Here is a 14,743-nt window from a genome sequence, read left to right on the forward strand (position 1 = left end):
GCGCCGTGACTATCAAGGGTCCTGTGTCTACCAACGGCACCGCCCCTTCCGCTGTGCCGAGCACGGCGTCGGCGCGATGGGCCGCCGATCCCGCTGACACCCACATCGCCGCGGTGACCAAGCACCTGGACAACGTCCTGCCGGCGCTGGACTCCCTGCGCTCGCAGTCGGGCCGTTTGTCCGAGTGGGGAACCGTGCTGGCCAAGCGTCTCTTGTCCGGGCAACGCTTGTTGGCCGCCGGCAACGGTGGCTCAGCGGCTGAGGCGCAGCACCTCACTGCCGAACTGGTGGGCAGGTTCGATGAGGAGCGCGCACCCTTTTCCGCGATCTCACTCCACGCAGAGTCCTCCGCCGTCACCGCACTCTCCAACGACTACGGTTTTGAGGAAGTCTTCGCCCGTCAAGTCAGGGCCCACGGCCGGGCCGGTGACGTCCTCGTCCTCCTCTCCACCAGCGGCCGCAGCCCCAATCTGATCAAGGCTGTGCGTGCCGCCAAGGAACGCGGGATGGTCACCTGGGCACTCACCGGCGCCGGCCCCAACCCGCTGGCCGATGTCAGCGATCAAGCCATCACCGTTGATGCCATCTCCGCGAATGCCCAAGAAGGACACCTCATCGCCATCCACGCCATGTGCCGGGCTTTTGATGCCGAGGTAGCCCGGCGGACCGGATCCGGCTCACCATCTTTTGGAGCGCGGAGGCCATGAGGATCACCGTGGTGGGGGACGTCCTCCTGGACGTCGACATCAACGGGGCCGCCACCCGGCTCAGCCCCGACGCGCCGGTGCCCGTGGTGGACGTCGCCGATATCCGGCGTCGTGCGGGTGGTGCCGGGCTGGTGGCCACCGTGCTCGCACACGACGGCCATGACGTCGCGCTGGTCACCGCACTCTCGGACGACGCATGCGCCAGCCACCTCAGGCGGGCACTGTCCGGCGTGTTGGTGCTTGCGGGAGCCCCGCTCGCCCCGACGCCCACCAAGACCCGCGTGCGGATCGGGACACATCCGATGGTCCGGTTCGATGAAGGATGCGCGCCCGCTCCTGTCCCTTCCTGTACTGCCCAAATGCTCGCTGCCATTGCCTCGGCGGACGCCATCGTGGTGGCCGACTATGGCCGGGGAATCACGGCCAACACTGACATCCGTTCAGCCCTCGCCGACGCTGCCAAGTGTGCCCCGGTGGTGTGGGACCCGCATCCTGCCGGTTCCGCGCCCGTGGGGGGAGTGGCCGTGGTGACGCCCAACCTTGCCGAGGCTCTGGCCTCCGCGAGAGCGGGTGGCTTGGAACCGTCGTGCACTGGCGCCGAACAGGCGGGCCGGTACTTGCTCAAAAGATGGGGAAGCGGCGCCGTTCTGGTGACCAAGGGTGAAGAGGGGGCACTCCTTCTCGCCGCAGGTGACGTGGCTCAAGGCATCCCTGCGCCAAGGACCAACGTCAGCGATCCGTGCGGAGCCGGCGACAGGCTGGCCGGAAGCCTCGCCGTTCATTTGGGGATGGGGCTCGACATCGAACAGGCGGCGACCAAGGCCGTGGAGGACGCATCAGCATTTCTCGCCGCGGGCGGAGCAGCATCGCTGGCGGTGGTGGCAGACGCACCGGCGCCGAATGGAATACAGAAGCCGCGCCCCGCAACCGAGGCCAGTCCCGTCGTCGAGGCCAGCCCCGAGAACGAGCCCAGTCCCGTCGTCGAACTTCAGGGACTGGAACTGGTTGACCCCGGTGACCTGCATCCGCACGGCGTCCACCTGGCTCATGCCGTGCGGGCCAGAGGCGGGACGGTGGTAGCCACCGGTGGCTGCTTCGACCTCCTCCACGCCGGCCACGCCCGGACGCTGGCTGCCGCGCGCAGCATGGGCGATTGCCTCATCGTGTGCCTGAATTCCGATGAATCGGTGAGCCGGCTTAAGGGCGCGCACCGGCCGATCGTCAGCGTGGAAGACCGCGCGGAGTTGCTGCTGGCATTGGAATCCGTTGACGCCGTGGTGGTCTTCGGCGAGGACACGCCCGAGGCCTGCCTCAGCAAAATCAGGCCCGATATCTGGGTCAAGGGCGGTGATTACACCCCCGAAGAATTGCCGGAAGCCCGCCTGGTGGCGGGATGGGGAGGGCGTTGCGTCACAGTGCCCTTCCACCCGGCACGCTCCACCAGCGGCCTGGCTGCAGCACTGGCCAAAGTCAGCTGACACAACGCACCCGTAACCGAAAGGAATCGCATGAACACGCAAAATCCTGGCCGCGTCATCGTTACTGGAGGCGGCTCCGGCCTTGGCGCTGCGATCGTGGAAGCCATCCGCGACGCCGGCGGCACACCCTTTGTCTTTGACCGCGATGTCAGCAGTGTCTCCGGTGCCAAAGCCTTGGAAGTGGACGTCTCCAACCGTGAAGCCGTGGAAGCTGCCGTCAAAGAGGCCGCGGAAACCCTGGGCGGCTTGGACGGTGTGGTCACAGCCGCTGGCATTGATCGCTGCGGCAAGTTGGGCGACGTCCCGGCGGAGGAATGGGAAAAGGTCATCGGAGTGAATCTCCTGGGCACGGTGTCCGTAGTCCGGGCGGCGCTGCCCTATTTGAAGGGATCCCGCGGCCGGGCCATCACCATCGCCTCCACGCTGGGTCTCCGGGCACTCCCGGACGCCACGGCATATTGCGCCTCGAAGTTCGGCGTGATCGGCTTCAGCAGGGCCTTGGCAGCCGAAACCGGGGGTGTCATCGGCGTCACCACCATCATCCCCGGCGGCATGAAGACCCATTTCTTTGACGATCGCGACGAGCAGTACAAGCCGCAGGACGATTCCAAGCTGAACGACCCCGCCAACGTGGCGCAGGCCGTGGTGTTCGCCCTTTCCCAGCCGTTCGGCAGCGAGGTCCGTGAGCTCCTCATCTGCCCCGCAGAAGAAGGCTCGTGGCCGTAAGGTCCAGCACGTCCTGAACAACGTCGGCCACGGCGATGCCCTTGATCAGAGTGTCGTCGTGGCCGCAATGCGGTGCCGTCCACCCCACCTGGGTGACGTCCGCTCCGCAGCGTGGGCACTGCGTAACCCACGACATCTGGATGCGGTGCAAGGCGCGCCCGCGGGGGCCGGCGTTGATGGCGTTGCCCACCCAGAAGATCCCCACCGTGGGCGTGCCCAATGCCTGGGCCAGGTGCCGTGGACCGCTGTCGCTGGCGAGCATGACTGTTGCATCCGCCAGCAGGGCAGCCAGATCACCAATGTCCAGCTCGCTGGCCACGGACCGAACAGAGCTCCTGCTCACCTCCGGCAGCTGGCTGGCCGCCAACTCCGCTACTTCCTGTGCCAATGCCTTCTCTGTTGGGTCACCCACGATCAGCACCTGGGCTCCTTCCCGCACTAATGCCGCAACGGCTTCCGCAAAGTACGACGCCGGCCATCGCCTCCGCGGATCGGTGGCACCAGGGTGGACCACTACCAGCGACGTCCGCTGGGGATCCCGCAATCCCACGATGTTCTGCTGATGCTCAGGCCTGGGACGCAGGGGAGGGGAACCGATGCTCGGAGCTCCGGAGAGACCCGCCACCTCCAGCCAGCGGTCCGGTTCGTTCTGGTAATAGACGTAGTCAAGGTTCCGCTCCAACGGCTCAGCGTCCCTGGTACGCGTGCCCACGGTATGCCGCGCACCAAGGCGGAGCAGGAAAGGGTTGGAAAACCGTCCGCCGCCGTGCATTTGGAACGCAACATCGAACTCCTTGGCACGCATCGCCTCAATGAAGGCGTCCTGTGCCGCCACGTCCTCCGCATCGTCCTGAAAGCGCTCGCCGTTGCGCGGACCGTCGTGGATACCACGCGCCACGGGCAACATCTCGACGACGTCAACGGGGCCTTCCGTTGTGGCCACCACCGCTGCGTGGATAGGCGTGCCCAAAACCGTGATGGTGGCATTGGGGTAGGCGTTCTTCATTGCGTGCAGGGCCGGGTAGGTATAGATCAGGTCTCCCAGCCCACCGCCCCGAAGGACTGCTATCCGCTTGACGTTGCTGAACTTTTCCAGCACCGGACCCACGCCGACGTTTGGAGTCGTCAGCGGCTTTTTCATGGCTGATTCCTTTCGCTGGCAAAGCGGCGCGTGGGTTCTTCCGGAGCTTCGGGCTCTTGTGATTCCGTGCGGAAACTCCCGGCTCCGGCGTGTGAAGCCCGCGCCTCGGGGTACCTGAGGAGAACAGGAAACTCCAAGCCCAATCGGAAGGTACCCCATGGCACGCCTATCCAATCAAGAGGGCCTACCGAATCACGAGGGACCGGCCAATCAAGAAGGCCCATCCGATCAAGAAGGACCGGCCGATCAAGAGGGCCTGGCGAGTCAAGAGGGCCTGGCTAACTGGTTGCCGGGCCGCCTGGCCGAGGCACGTCCTGTTGTGACGGTCATCGGCGACTCCATCCTGGACGGTTGGTGGGATGGAACTATTGAACGGTTCTGCCGGGAAGCCCCGGCCCCTGTGGTTCAAGTCCAGCGCCGGGACTTCGCCCCGGGAGGTGCGGCGAATACGGCGATGAACCTTGCCGCAATGGGGGCTGAGGTGCGTTTCGTCTCCTTGGTAGGAGAGGATTTCGGGGGTCGCACGCTCCTTGAGCAGCTCAAGTCCGCGGGGGTGGACGTCTCGCATTTGGTGTCCCACGCGGACATGACTACCACCACCAAATTCCGTGTGAGCAGCGGAGGCCAGGTGATGCTGCGCTTGGACGACGCCGCCAGTGAGGTCCCTGTTGATGGCCTCCGCCATATGGCCGCTGCTCTTCCCGAAGCCCTCCCCGGCTCCTCTGCCGTGGTCATCTGCGACTACGGTGCGGGTGCTTTGGAGGGTTGCGTGAGAGACGCGATTCTCGACAACCTGGGGCCGCAGACCGAGGGATCGCAGCCCGAGGGTGTAGGGGCCGGCGGCGCAGGGGCCGGCTTCCCGGCGGTCCGGCAGAACACGCTGGTAGTAGTGGACGCCCACTATCCAGGTCGTTGGGCCCACCTCAAGCCGGATCTCGCTACTCCGAACGCGCAGGAAGCGGCCAGGCTGCTCGGCACCGAATTCCCCGGGGGAGCTGCCAGGTGCCCCTTCGTGGAAGCCCACTCGGACCAGCTCCTGCGCGCATCGGGTGCGGCAGCCGTCGTCGTGACTTTAGACCGGGAGGGGACCTTGACCATCCGGCCCAACAGCGCCACCCACAATCCGGCAACCCACCGGACGTGGGCCAGGCCGCAGGCGGAAAAGCAGGCATCCGGTGCCGGAGATACGTTCGTGGCGGCGCTGACCATTGCCCGCGCCGCGGGATTGCCGTTGACCACCAGTGTGGACCTGGCCCAAGCCGCCGCAGACGTCGTTGTGCACAGGCCGGGCACCTCCGTGTGCACCACGGAAGAACTGGCAAACCACCTCCGAGGGTTCGCCGATACGGCGCTGACGGACCGCGAGTTGGCCCGGGAGGTGGAGGATCATCGCCGGGAGGGCAAGCGGATTGTGCTCACCAACGGGTGCTTCGATGTCCTCCACCGTGGCCACACCCGCTATCTCAACCAAGCCAAGCAACTGGGAGACGTGCTGGTGGTGGCGCTGAACAGCGATTCTTCCGTGCGGAAGCTCAAGGGCCCGGACAGGCCGGTTAACCACGAGGCCGACCGGGCGGCAGTCATCGCCGCCTTGAGCTGCGTGGACCATGTCACCGTGTTCGAAACCCCCACGCCCATCCCGCTCATAGAGCTCCTTAGACCGGATGTTTACGCCAAAGGCGGCGACTACACGCCGGAGATGCTCCAGGAAACCGAAGCGGTGGAACGCTACGGCGGCACGGTGACCATCCTGGACTATGTGCCTGAGCACTCCACCACAGCGGTCCTGGAGCGCATCCGTTCCACGGGCGAAACCCCGCAGGCCTGAGGAGCCAATCATGCGCATTGCGATCATCGGTGCAACAGGACATGGCGGCACGGAACTGCTGAAGCGGCTCCAGAGGGCACGGTCTGAAGAGGGCGCGGACCTGGAACTGGTGGGCGTGGTCCGGCGTCAACCTGACCAGGAAGCCGCCCCGTATCACGGCGTGGAGTGGCACACCCTGGACATCAGCGCCACCGAGGATCAGCCTGCCTTGGAAGCAGCCTTGGCAGGAGCCGATGCCGTGGTTCACTTGGCGTGGCTGATTCAACCGAACCACAACCGGGAGATGCTCCGCCGGACCAATGTGGCTGGAACAGCCCACGTGCTCGCCGCGGCGCGCACAGCGGGAGTGGGGCACGTGGTGTGCGCGTCATCCGTGGGAGCGTACTCGCCGGCACCCAAGGACCAGCGGATCAAGGAAGGCTGGCCTGCCGGCGGCATCCGCAGTTCCCACTACAGCGTGGACAAGGCAGCGCAGGAAAGGCTCTTGGATGGTTTTGCCAAGGAAAACCCGGACGTTGTGGTGGCACGGCTCCGCCCCGCGCTGATGTTCAGTGCCGGTGGCGGGAGCGAGGTTGGCAGATACTTCCTGGGACGGGTTCTGCCTCGGCTGGTTCCGCGGAAGCCGTGGCTGCCGCTGCTCGCCATCCCCCGGGAGATGGTGTTCCAGGCAGTCCACACGGCCGACGTCGCAGATGCCTACTGGCGTGTGGTGGAGCGCAAAGCGGAAGGCGCGTTCAACATCGCCGCCGAGCCGGTCATCGACCCCAACGCCTTGGCGTGGATACTGAACGCCCGGCGGGTGATGCCGTTCCCGCTGGCGGTGCTGCGCGCCGTCGTCGAGGTTAGTTGGCGGCTCAGGCTGCAGGTGACCGACGGCGGATGGGTGGACATGGCGGCCAACGCGCCCATCATGGACACGGCTCGTGCTCACGCAATGTTGGGCTGGTCACCCAAGCATTCTTCGCTGGAGGCGCTGGCGGAGATGCTGGACGGGATCGGTGCAGGAAAAGGCCGGAAGGGCTCGCCTCCGCTGAGACCGCGCTAGCCACTATTCGGAGGACAACACCACGGTCAGGATCCGGCGCAGGCTCATGGCCACTGACGCCGGCGCGTTGACAGGGGACTGGTTGGCGGCCGCCTCGGCTACAGCATCACCGAGGGCGGTGATGCTGTCCTTCGCCTCCGCCAGGCGACTGGCCAATTCGCCGGATTCCGCATCCCGCCAGTGATCTATCACGGCCGCAACGGCATTCAGGGACTCGGCCAGATTGCCCACTACGGCATCTGGGATGACTGTCCCGGCGCCTTCCTCCCAGATGGCGCTCGCCAGGACGTCGGTAATGTCCTGAACGTGGAACGTGAGCCGCTCGAGCGTCCGCAATTCAGCCAAATCACCCGGAAGGCGGGTGGCCCGACGGCGGGACCGGGGGTTCGCTTTGGCGCTCAGCTCAGCTTGGTGCACCGCAGTCCGCACGGCCGCCGCCGTGAGGGACAGTTCGTCGCTGCGGCTGGCCCAGGCCTCGTGGTTGGGTGGCCACGACTCCTGCATTGCCTTGGCCATGTCCTTGAGTTGTCGGGACAACGCGCCCTGGTGGCCGGCGATTGCGGGATCAATGTCGTCGAGATGCAGAGGCGGGAAAACCAGCCAGTTCACGGCGAAGCCGACCGTAACGCCAAGTGCCATCTGGAGGACGTACGCAAAGGAGAACCCTTCGGCGTTTGAATCTCCCAACACCAGCACGAACAGGGCTGCCATGGGAATCCATTCGGACGCGGTGCCCAGCCGGGGAAGGCCGCCGATCAGCACGCCCAGGCCCACCACCAAAGCAACGGCCAAGGCCGTGGGCGCTGCCACAGTGGTGATGGCGAAGGCCATGCCAATGCCCAGGACCAGTCCCGCCAGGCTTTGCAGCCCATGCTTGGCGGAGTCCGCCACGGTGGGGTGCATGCTGACCAAGGCGCCCAGGGGTGCGTAGTACGGATAGGCGGCTGCGGATCCTGGCATGAAGGGCGCGAGGTACCAGGCGAGCCCGGCGGCAACGGCTGTTTTGGCCGCGAAGAGGAGACGGTGGCGGGTAACGGTTTTTCGAAGCGCGGGGATCAGCCGCCGCCTGCTTGGCAGTTGGCTCATCAAGCCAACGTTCGCAGGTATGGCGTCACCTGTCGAGCGGAAAGTGGTGAACGTGAGCTATGCATCAATTTCCTTTCCGATGGTGATTGGAAGCGCCGCAAGCGGGTACACACCCATTGATAGTAACGATACTTACTATCCCGGCTGCTGTCCGCAGCCTGCCAACTGTGGAAAGAGAGCGACAATGACTGAGAGCCAATCTCCGCAGGACGGAAGCTTCGCAACGCCGAGGGTAGGGACCCACTCCGGGACCCAACCCTTCACCGGAAGCTACCTGGACTCGCCGGACGTTGAAACAGAAACTTCGGGAACTACCACCACCGGCGCAGCCGCCGGTTCTGCTGACTCCGGAACCGTCCAGACTGCCAAGCAAGAAGCCGCAGGAGTTGCCGGTGCCGTTGGCGACGCCGCCAGCGGTGTCGTGGACACTGCCAAGTCCGAGGCTGGCCACGTGGCCCACGAGGTCAAAGTGAACGCCCGCCAGCTGCTCACTCAAACCAAGGGCGAACTCACGGACCAAGCCCAAGCCCAGCAACAAAGGGTTGCCGAAGGCTTGCGGTCCATCTCCGACGAGCTGTCCAGCATGGCTAGATCCAGCGAAAACGGTGGCGTTGCTACGGACTTGGTCCAGCAAGCAGCCCAGCGTTCTTCCTCGATCGCCCAGTGGCTGGAGGGCCGGGATCCCGGCTCGCTGCTGGATGAAGTGAAGGGCTTCGCCCGCCGCAAGCCAGGAACATTCCTGTTGCTCGCTGCCGGTGCCGGTGTCCTTGCGGGCCGTCTGGGTCGGGGCATGGCAGGCAACGCTTCCGATGCCGGATCTGCAGGTTCAGCTGATGCTGCACGGACACCTCACTCCGCCTACAACCCCAGCGCCGGAGGCGCGGTAACTCCTCCGGCCGTGGACCTCCCCGGACCGACGGTCACCACCGCCGGATACGGTGCGGCCACCACCACTGGATACGACGCCGGAACCACCGGATACGACGCCGGAACCACCACTGGATACGACGCCGGAACCACCACTGGATACGACGCCGGAACCACCACTGGATACGACGCCGGAACCACCGGGTACGACGCAGGCACCACCGGCGGCTACGAAGGATCCACGCTCCCGTACCCGGAAACCGAGGCCGGTGGCGTTAAGGCTCAGGGAGATCCGCTGGCAGGACCGCTCGACCCCGATGACCCCCAGTATGGAGGTCACCGATGAGCAGTCCCGCCGATCTGCCCCCCACAGAAGCCCACATGAAGGCGGAGACTCTTCCCCTCGGTGAGCTCCTGAGCGACCTGACGCGTGATGTCTCTACGCTGATGCGGCAGGAAGTGGAGCTGGCCAAGGCGGAACTGAAGGAGTCCGCCACCAAGGCAGGCAAGGGTGCGGGGATGCTGGGTGGAGCCGCGTATGCCGGCCACATCACCGTGCTGTTCCTGTCCATTGCCCTGTGGTGGGCATTGGGCCAGCTTGTTGGCCTCGGGTGGTCCGCCGTCATTGTCGCGGTCATCTGGGGAATTGTCGCAGCCGTCCTGGCTGCCAAGGGCCGCAAGGAACTTAACGCTATTAAGGGCATGCCCCAGACCGCTGAGACGGTCAAAGAAATACCCCCCGCTTTGAAACCGAACACTGAGGAGACACGATGACGCAGAACCCCGACGCCCTGCGCGCCGATATCGAAGAAACTCGCCGGCGGCTCAGTACCAATGTTGATGCGGTGGCTGACAAGGTCACGCCGTCGCACATCGTCAACCGCCGGGTGGACAAGATCAAGACTGCGGTCTTCGGCGCTCGCGATGACGCCAGCGATGCTGCAGGCAACGCCGCCCACCGGGCCGGCGAGGCCGTTTCCGACGTCGCAGGCAATGTTTCAAGCGCCGTTTCGGATCTTGGCGATGCTCCTCAGGTGTTGACCCGTAAGGCTCAGGGCAGTCCGGTTGCCGCAGGCCTCATCGCCTTCGGCGCAGGGTTGCTGGTGGCCTCCCTGTTCCCGGCGTCTGAGAAGGAACGGGAAGCTGCCCAAGCAGTTAAGGAAGCAGCACAGCCGCTGACTGATGAGCTGAGCCACGCAGCCCAGGAAGTTGCCGAGCACCTGCGCGAGCCCGCTCAGGATGCCGTGCAGAACGTCAAGGACAGCGCCACGGAAGCTGCGGCCAACGTCAAGGACGAGGGTCAGGCGGCCGCCGCTGACGTCCAGGACCGCGCCGGGACAGCGAAGGACAACATCAGCAGCCAGTAACGCTCCGCGCCAACCCAACTGGGTAGCAGTTGGCGTCGTTCTGAGGGCTCAGAACGGCCTGATCTGCTACTTAGTTGGGTTGGTCCTGCGTCTGGGTGGGAGCGGGTGGGTACTCGCCTTTGATGACGAAGTAAGAGCCCCGGATAGTTCCGGCGAGCTTCGATTTCTGCCGGGCAAACTTGAACTTTGCATCCAACTCGACGGGGATCTCCATCCCATCGGCCAGCTTGAAACCCACGGCCCTTTTCCCGTCCTCGAGGCTGTACATCACATTGATGGCCAGGCCTGACTCGTAGAAGACGTAGGCCATATGCAGGTCTTCAACCTGGAAAGCAGTGGCCTCCAGGGGGCGGGACTCAATAGCAATGTCGCGCTCTTCCCGAAGGATCCGGCTGACCCGGTCCACCACCTCCGGAACCTCACGTGCCGGGCTCACCACAAAGACGTGGTTGTACTTATTCTGGAAATAGCGGGCCTCATTGGCACGCAACCCAGCGGCAGCCTCGGCTACCGGTGAGGATTCCAGGCCCACTGTAGAGACAGTCTTGAAATCAACGGTGTACGGCATGGGACCTCCTGGTCAGCGCTGATCTCATCAGCGAACGTCGAGAATCATCTGCAGCAAACGGGCGGCGGCCGGGCGGGCGGCGTGTTCCTCTGCCCACTGTGCGCGGGCCAACGCTTTGCTCACTGCCTGCGTGGTGATGCCGAGCTCCTGGGCGACCGCTTTCTGCTGTCCCCGGACACCCGGTGTGAGCAGATCCAACACCCGCCATTCCGCTGCGCTCCGGTGCTGCACGATGTGTCCGAGGAGCCGCAGCACCGCCTCAGCCTCTGAAGCCAGGGCGGCGAGGGGGCCGTCAACTGCCACGGGGACACGTTCTTTGCCATTGCGAAGACGATCCACTGCCCTCCGGGCGTACACGAGGCCATGGCCGGATGCGTCCTTGACCAGGTTGGGCAGGGGTTCGTTGATGGGTCCCACTCCGATGCCCACGTACCACTGGCCGGACCGGAGCGCGATCAGGGCTGTCTCCACGGCTTGGTGACTGCCGTCCACGATGCCCTGAACCTCATCCTCAACCGATCGGTCAAAGTCGAGCCGCGCAGGAATGTGCCGCAGGTCCTTGAGCAATTGCGGCACAAGATCGCCGTCGTGGCGGCTGTCGCGTTGGTTGATGGTGAGAGTGAACATAGTGGATCACATGCTACCGGCTGGTAGTCGGTCTGCAAGGGCCATATCCGCCCATTGTTGCGTGAAACCGCTCAGTCGAGCGCCGTTCGCCCCGTCAGTACGACGGCGGGCAGGGCACCTGCCGCTGTCCGCGGGGCGTCGGGTATTCCGGCGTCCTGCATGGCCCCTTGGATGGCAAGAACCAGGGGAGCGGGGTCGTCGTTGGAGGCAAAAACCCAGAACGTGTCACGTGCCTTGAAGACCAGAGCACTCCGCCCTCCTGCACCCAAGGAAACCTTCCGGCGGGCAGTCAGGCGACGATCGGGATCCGTACCGTCCACCGTAGTCACGGCTTTGATGGTCCCGGGGACAATGTCACCCCAAGCAAATACCAGACGGGTGCTCGCCTGGGAGTATTTGGCCACAAGCCCGCCGTCGAAGACCAGCAGTTTCCGGAAGCTCCCCAAGAGGGTCATGGACCACAGCAGCAGGCCGGTAAGGATGCTCGTCAACGCAAAAAAGACGGGGTCATTGAAGTGTCCGGCTTCCCGCGTGGAGCGGATGGGGCTGACGAACTCGGCGATGGTCCCAAAGACGAAACCCACAACAAGGCAGGGGAGCAGGACCTTCCAAAAGATCTTGCGTGAGGAGGCTACGTAGCGGAGCTGCCCCAGTTCAGGACCGAGCCTGCGCTCAACCCGGCGAACCAGCCAATTACGGCCGTGCATCCGGGCGCTGGCCGTAGAGGTTGGGCAGGTTCTGCCGCTCGGCCGCGGCCGCCTGCTCCGCCGCCGCTACCTTGGGGTCCGGGATGGGCTGCTGGCCTTGCGCGATTCCCGAGCGCCGGTCTATAGCCGCAAACTTCGGGTCCCATGTGTCATCTCCGCCGCCGCTGATGGCCGAGGCAATGAGCATCACCACGAAGAACGGGAAGAAAGACCAGCAAATGGCACGCCAACCGCCCAACCATGCTCCCGCCGTCGTGCCGTTCTTGATCCGCACAGAGCGCATACCGGCCGCGGCATCGCCCACACTGCCCACGGATCCCCAGATCATGCCGTAAATAAACAGCCCAACAAACCACAGGACCACGTAGAGCGTCAGCCACAAACCGTCGTTGTATCCCAAGGCCGAGCCGCTGTTCATGATGGACTCGCGGACCACTGCGGTGATCACGGCCAGGACCATGTAGCCCACCAGGAACACCACGGCATCCAACACACGGCCCCAGAAGTGGGCTGTCCCGGAGGCCTTGACGAAGTACGCGCCGGTATCGGTGTGGCGGCGGACAGCGCGTCCGGTCAGCGGATCCACCAAGCCGGTGGAGGTTGTGGTTTTAGGAGTGCTCATGAGGGGCTTTCAGCTCGACGGCGGGATGCGGCTTTGGGCGGCACGTTTTGGAGCGGAGTGTCAGGCCAGGCCGGCCAACCCGCCCAGGACGCGAGCCAAGGAAGGAACGGAAGTTTCCTGCAACTCGAAGGTCACGGCTCCGCCCTGCTCCGGCAGATCGGAGTCCGGTGATCCCTCCACACGCGGAGTCAGCACGTGGACGCCGGACGGGCCGGTGTAAACAGTGACGGTGGGGAACTCGTTGGTGTCGGAGTTGAACGCCACCACGTTGCTCGCAGCTTGAGTGTCGGCCAAGGCTGTGGCGGCGTGGGCCTCGAACTGGGCTTCTGTGTACAGGGCAGGCTCGGTGTCACGGGCCGCGGCTTGCTGGGGGTCCACAAACTCAGCCAGGCGCGGAACCAGCTGATCGCGGGTGACCACGGTGAAGCCGTGCAGGCCGCTCTCGTCCACTTCTTCCAGCAGCACGCCGTCATCGTGAAGGTAGCCGTAGAGCCAGCGCTTGCCGGTGGAAACAGTGCGTTCCACTGAGACAACGCTGCTGCCGCTGCGGCGGAGGGTGAGCGCGCCGGTGATTTCCTCGGTGGCGTGCAGCCGTGAGGGCTCGGTTTCGCCCTCGAAGACCACCGGGTACACGAGTTCCTTGGCCAGCAGTCCGCGCAGGGCAATGGCGCACATGAGCTCCTTGCTGGCGTCCTGGGCCGAAAGCCATGGCAGGGCAACCAGCTGTTCGTGCTGAACGCCGTCCAGTGCCACGACTTCTTCATCGGTCAGAGTGGGCAAGGGCGCGCCGATTGCGCTGGCCGTAGCCAGGACCTTCGCTGCGGCCTCAATGTCCCGCTGGGTCCATTTCATGGTGCTGGTGGTCATCCGAATATCCCTCCGACAAAGTTTCCGACTGACTTGGCGGCGTCACTGACCCCGTCTGCCACCTTACTGCCTACGTCCTTCGCGAAGCCTGCCACCTCCTTGGCGCCGTCGGCGATGTAGCTGCCCGGGTTGCGCGCGAAGTTGCTGATGGAGTCCCAGTTGTCGGCCACGAGGTTGCCCAGTGCCCAAGCACCGGCAACAATGCCGGCGCCGATGACGATCGGCGCTCCGATCGGCCCCAGCAAGGCCGCACCGCCGGCCGTCATGAGCATGATGCTTCCAACACCGCCAACCACGGACAGGCCGCCGGCAACGCGGTCACCGGTGCCGCGCCAGCCATCGTGCTGGGGGTTGATCATGTCGCTGATGCCACCCACGATGTTCAGCGGCGCCGCCAACGCTCCGGCCACGCGGAGGCCCTTGGAGAATTTGCTGGCATCCTGGAACGCCTGGCTGTAGGGGATGTTGGCTTTGAGGTCAGTGAGGACGTCGGTGGCTTTCTCACCATTGCGCAGCGCGGTCATGGCGTCGCGGACCACAGTTCCGCCGGCCCGCCAGTTGGTCAGGACTTCGCGGGTCTTCACCCATTCGGCGTTGCCAAGCTTGAGGTATTTGTACACTGTCCACAGCGGCGCGGCCAGGCCCTTAACGCCCATCGCGGTGTCATAGACGTCCTTGAGGACGCCCACTGACGTGCCCGAGCCGTCATTGTGGCTGGCGAATTCCTGCTGGTTGGCGTGCTTTTTCAGCTGGCTCGCATTCTCGCGCAGCATGTTTGCGGCCTTGACCAGGCTCTGCCGATGCTGGGAATTCCAGTCGCCCTTGAACACGGTGGCGTCGCGGCCCTGCCACGCCGTGGTGGAGTTGATCGCGTTGGACAACTGCGTGCCTTGCAGGCTGATGGCGTCGGCGGCTTTGCCCATCACCCCAGCCAGACTGCGAAGCTGCGCGATGTCCGCGCCATAGAACCCAGCCATGAGGAACCCCCTGTAAACAAGCATCGAAAAGTCTCGTCCCAGCCTAGGCGGAGCTGCAAACTACCGCGATGGGGAGACATGCCCATGTGCATAAAAGGTTAAAGAACGACGGCGGCCGGCTCGGTTCGCA

Annotated in this window: 16 protein-coding genes; 8 read left to right on the forward strand and 8 right to left on the reverse strand. The window is 64.9% G+C overall.

Going from position 1 to position 14,743, the window contains the following annotated elements; translation table 11 throughout:
• Positions 1–53: 53 nt before the first annotated feature.
• Genes ACIQH5_RS14905 through ACIQH5_RS14915 form a run of 3 tightly spaced genes read left to right on the forward strand, consistent with a single transcriptional unit; the run spans position 54 to position 2,911 of the window.
• The gene (locus tag ACIQH5_RS14905; RefSeq protein WP_400404704.1) at positions 54–707 is read left to right on the forward strand and encodes an SIS domain-containing protein; all 654 of its coding nucleotides are present in this window, start codon (positions 54–56) and stop codon (positions 705–707) included.
• Entirely contained in the window at positions 704–2,185 is a 1,482-nt protein-coding gene (locus ACIQH5_RS14910; protein ID WP_400404631.1) for a PfkB family carbohydrate kinase, read from the forward strand. Before ACIQH5_RS14905 ends, ACIQH5_RS14910 begins: the two co-directional genes overlap by 4 nt.
• 30 nt (positions 2,186–2,215) lie before the next feature.
• Complete coding sequence (locus ACIQH5_RS14915; RefSeq protein WP_062072416.1) at positions 2,216–2,911, forward strand: SDR family oxidoreductase; 696 nt, start codon at positions 2,216–2,218, stop codon at positions 2,909–2,911.
• On the opposite strand, the gene ACIQH5_RS14920 is transcribed toward ACIQH5_RS14915, so the two are convergent.
• Positions 2,877–4,052, reverse strand: coding sequence for a glycosyltransferase family 9 protein (locus tag ACIQH5_RS14920; protein ID WP_400404633.1), 1,176 nt, complete (start codon positions 4,050–4,052; stop codon positions 2,877–2,879). The two genes, ACIQH5_RS14915 and ACIQH5_RS14920, sit on opposite strands and share 35 nt — an antisense overlap.
• A 157-nt stretch (positions 4,053–4,209) precedes the next feature.
• On the opposite strand from ACIQH5_RS14920, the gene rfaE2 reads away from it, so the two are divergent.
• Together rfaE2 and ACIQH5_RS14930 are read left to right on the forward strand one after the other, a co-directional pair.
• Complete coding sequence (gene rfaE2, locus ACIQH5_RS14925; protein ID WP_400404635.1) at positions 4,210–5,880, forward strand: D-glycero-beta-D-manno-heptose 1-phosphate adenylyltransferase; 1,671 nt, start codon at positions 4,210–4,212, stop codon at positions 5,878–5,880.
• 10 nt (positions 5,881–5,890) lie between these two features.
• The gene (locus tag ACIQH5_RS14930; protein ID WP_400404637.1) at positions 5,891–6,925 is read left to right on the forward strand and encodes an NAD-dependent epimerase/dehydratase family protein; all 1,035 of its coding nucleotides are present in this window, start codon (positions 5,891–5,893) and stop codon (positions 6,923–6,925) included.
• Between the two features lie 3 nt (positions 6,926–6,928).
• On the opposite strand, the gene ACIQH5_RS14935 is transcribed toward ACIQH5_RS14930, so the two are convergent.
• Entirely contained in the window at positions 6,929–8,011 is a 1,083-nt protein-coding gene (locus ACIQH5_RS14935) for an aromatic acid exporter family protein (RefSeq protein ID WP_400404639.1), read from the reverse strand.
• Positions 8,012–8,195: 184 nt separating this feature from the next.
• Here ACIQH5_RS14935 and ACIQH5_RS14940 point away from each other — a divergent pair, with 184 nt between their 5' ends.
• The 3 genes from ACIQH5_RS14940 to ACIQH5_RS14950 are packed head-to-tail and all read left to right on the forward strand — an operon-like array spanning position 8,196 to position 10,245.
• A complete protein-coding gene (locus ACIQH5_RS14940) occupies positions 8,196–9,224 on the forward strand; it encodes a hypothetical protein (protein WP_400404641.1) in 1,029 nt (342 codons plus the stop codon).
• Positions 9,221–9,652 (forward strand): phage holin family protein, encoded by a 432-nt coding sequence (locus tag ACIQH5_RS14945; protein WP_142937200.1) that lies wholly within the window; start codon positions 9,221–9,223, stop codon positions 9,650–9,652. The genes ACIQH5_RS14940 and ACIQH5_RS14945 overlap by 4 nt, the downstream gene beginning before the upstream one ends.
• A complete protein-coding gene (locus ACIQH5_RS14950) occupies positions 9,649–10,245 on the forward strand; it encodes a DUF3618 domain-containing protein (RefSeq protein ID WP_400404643.1) in 597 nt (198 codons plus the stop codon). Before ACIQH5_RS14945 ends, ACIQH5_RS14950 begins: the two co-directional genes overlap by 4 nt.
• A gap of 70 nt (positions 10,246–10,315) precedes the next feature.
• Here ACIQH5_RS14950 and ACIQH5_RS14955 read toward each other — a convergent pair whose 3' ends face one another.
• The 6 genes from ACIQH5_RS14955 to ACIQH5_RS14980 all read right to left on the reverse strand — a co-directional run bounded on the left by ACIQH5_RS14955 (position 10,316) and on the right by ACIQH5_RS14980 (position 14,613).
• The gene (locus tag ACIQH5_RS14955; RefSeq protein ID WP_400404645.1) at positions 10,316–10,813 is read right to left on the reverse strand and encodes a phage tail protein; all 498 of its coding nucleotides are present in this window, start codon (positions 10,811–10,813) and stop codon (positions 10,316–10,318) included.
• Positions 10,814–10,840: 27 nt separating this feature from the next.
• On the reverse strand, positions 10,841–11,440 hold the full coding sequence (locus ACIQH5_RS14960) for a hypothetical protein (RefSeq protein ID WP_400404647.1): 600 nt from the start codon (positions 11,438–11,440) through the stop codon (positions 10,841–10,843).
• A gap of 71 nt (positions 11,441–11,511) precedes the next feature.
• Positions 11,512–12,147, reverse strand: a complete 636-nt coding sequence (locus ACIQH5_RS14965) for a hypothetical protein (protein WP_400404650.1) — start codon at positions 12,145–12,147, stop codon at positions 11,512–11,514.
• The gene (locus ACIQH5_RS14970; protein WP_400404652.1) at positions 12,134–12,769 is read right to left on the reverse strand and encodes a hypothetical protein; all 636 of its coding nucleotides are present in this window, start codon (positions 12,767–12,769) and stop codon (positions 12,134–12,136) included. Before ACIQH5_RS14970 ends, ACIQH5_RS14965 begins: the two co-directional genes overlap by 14 nt.
• Positions 12,770–12,829: 60 nt before the next feature.
• Positions 12,830–13,636, reverse strand: coding sequence for a hypothetical protein (locus ACIQH5_RS14975; RefSeq protein ID WP_400404655.1), 807 nt, complete (start codon positions 13,634–13,636; stop codon positions 12,830–12,832).
• Positions 13,633–14,613: a hypothetical protein gene (locus ACIQH5_RS14980; RefSeq protein WP_400404658.1), complete on the reverse strand. Its 981-nt coding sequence runs from the start codon at positions 14,611–14,613 to the stop codon at positions 13,633–13,635. The genes ACIQH5_RS14975 and ACIQH5_RS14980 overlap by 4 nt, the downstream gene beginning before the upstream one ends.
• Positions 14,614–14,743: the final 130 nt, after the last annotated feature.

Origin of the sequence: Paenarthrobacter sp. NPDC091711, assembly GCF_044756605.1 — a bacterium.
GTDB lineage: Bacteria > Actinomycetota > Actinomycetes > Actinomycetales > Micrococcaceae > Arthrobacter.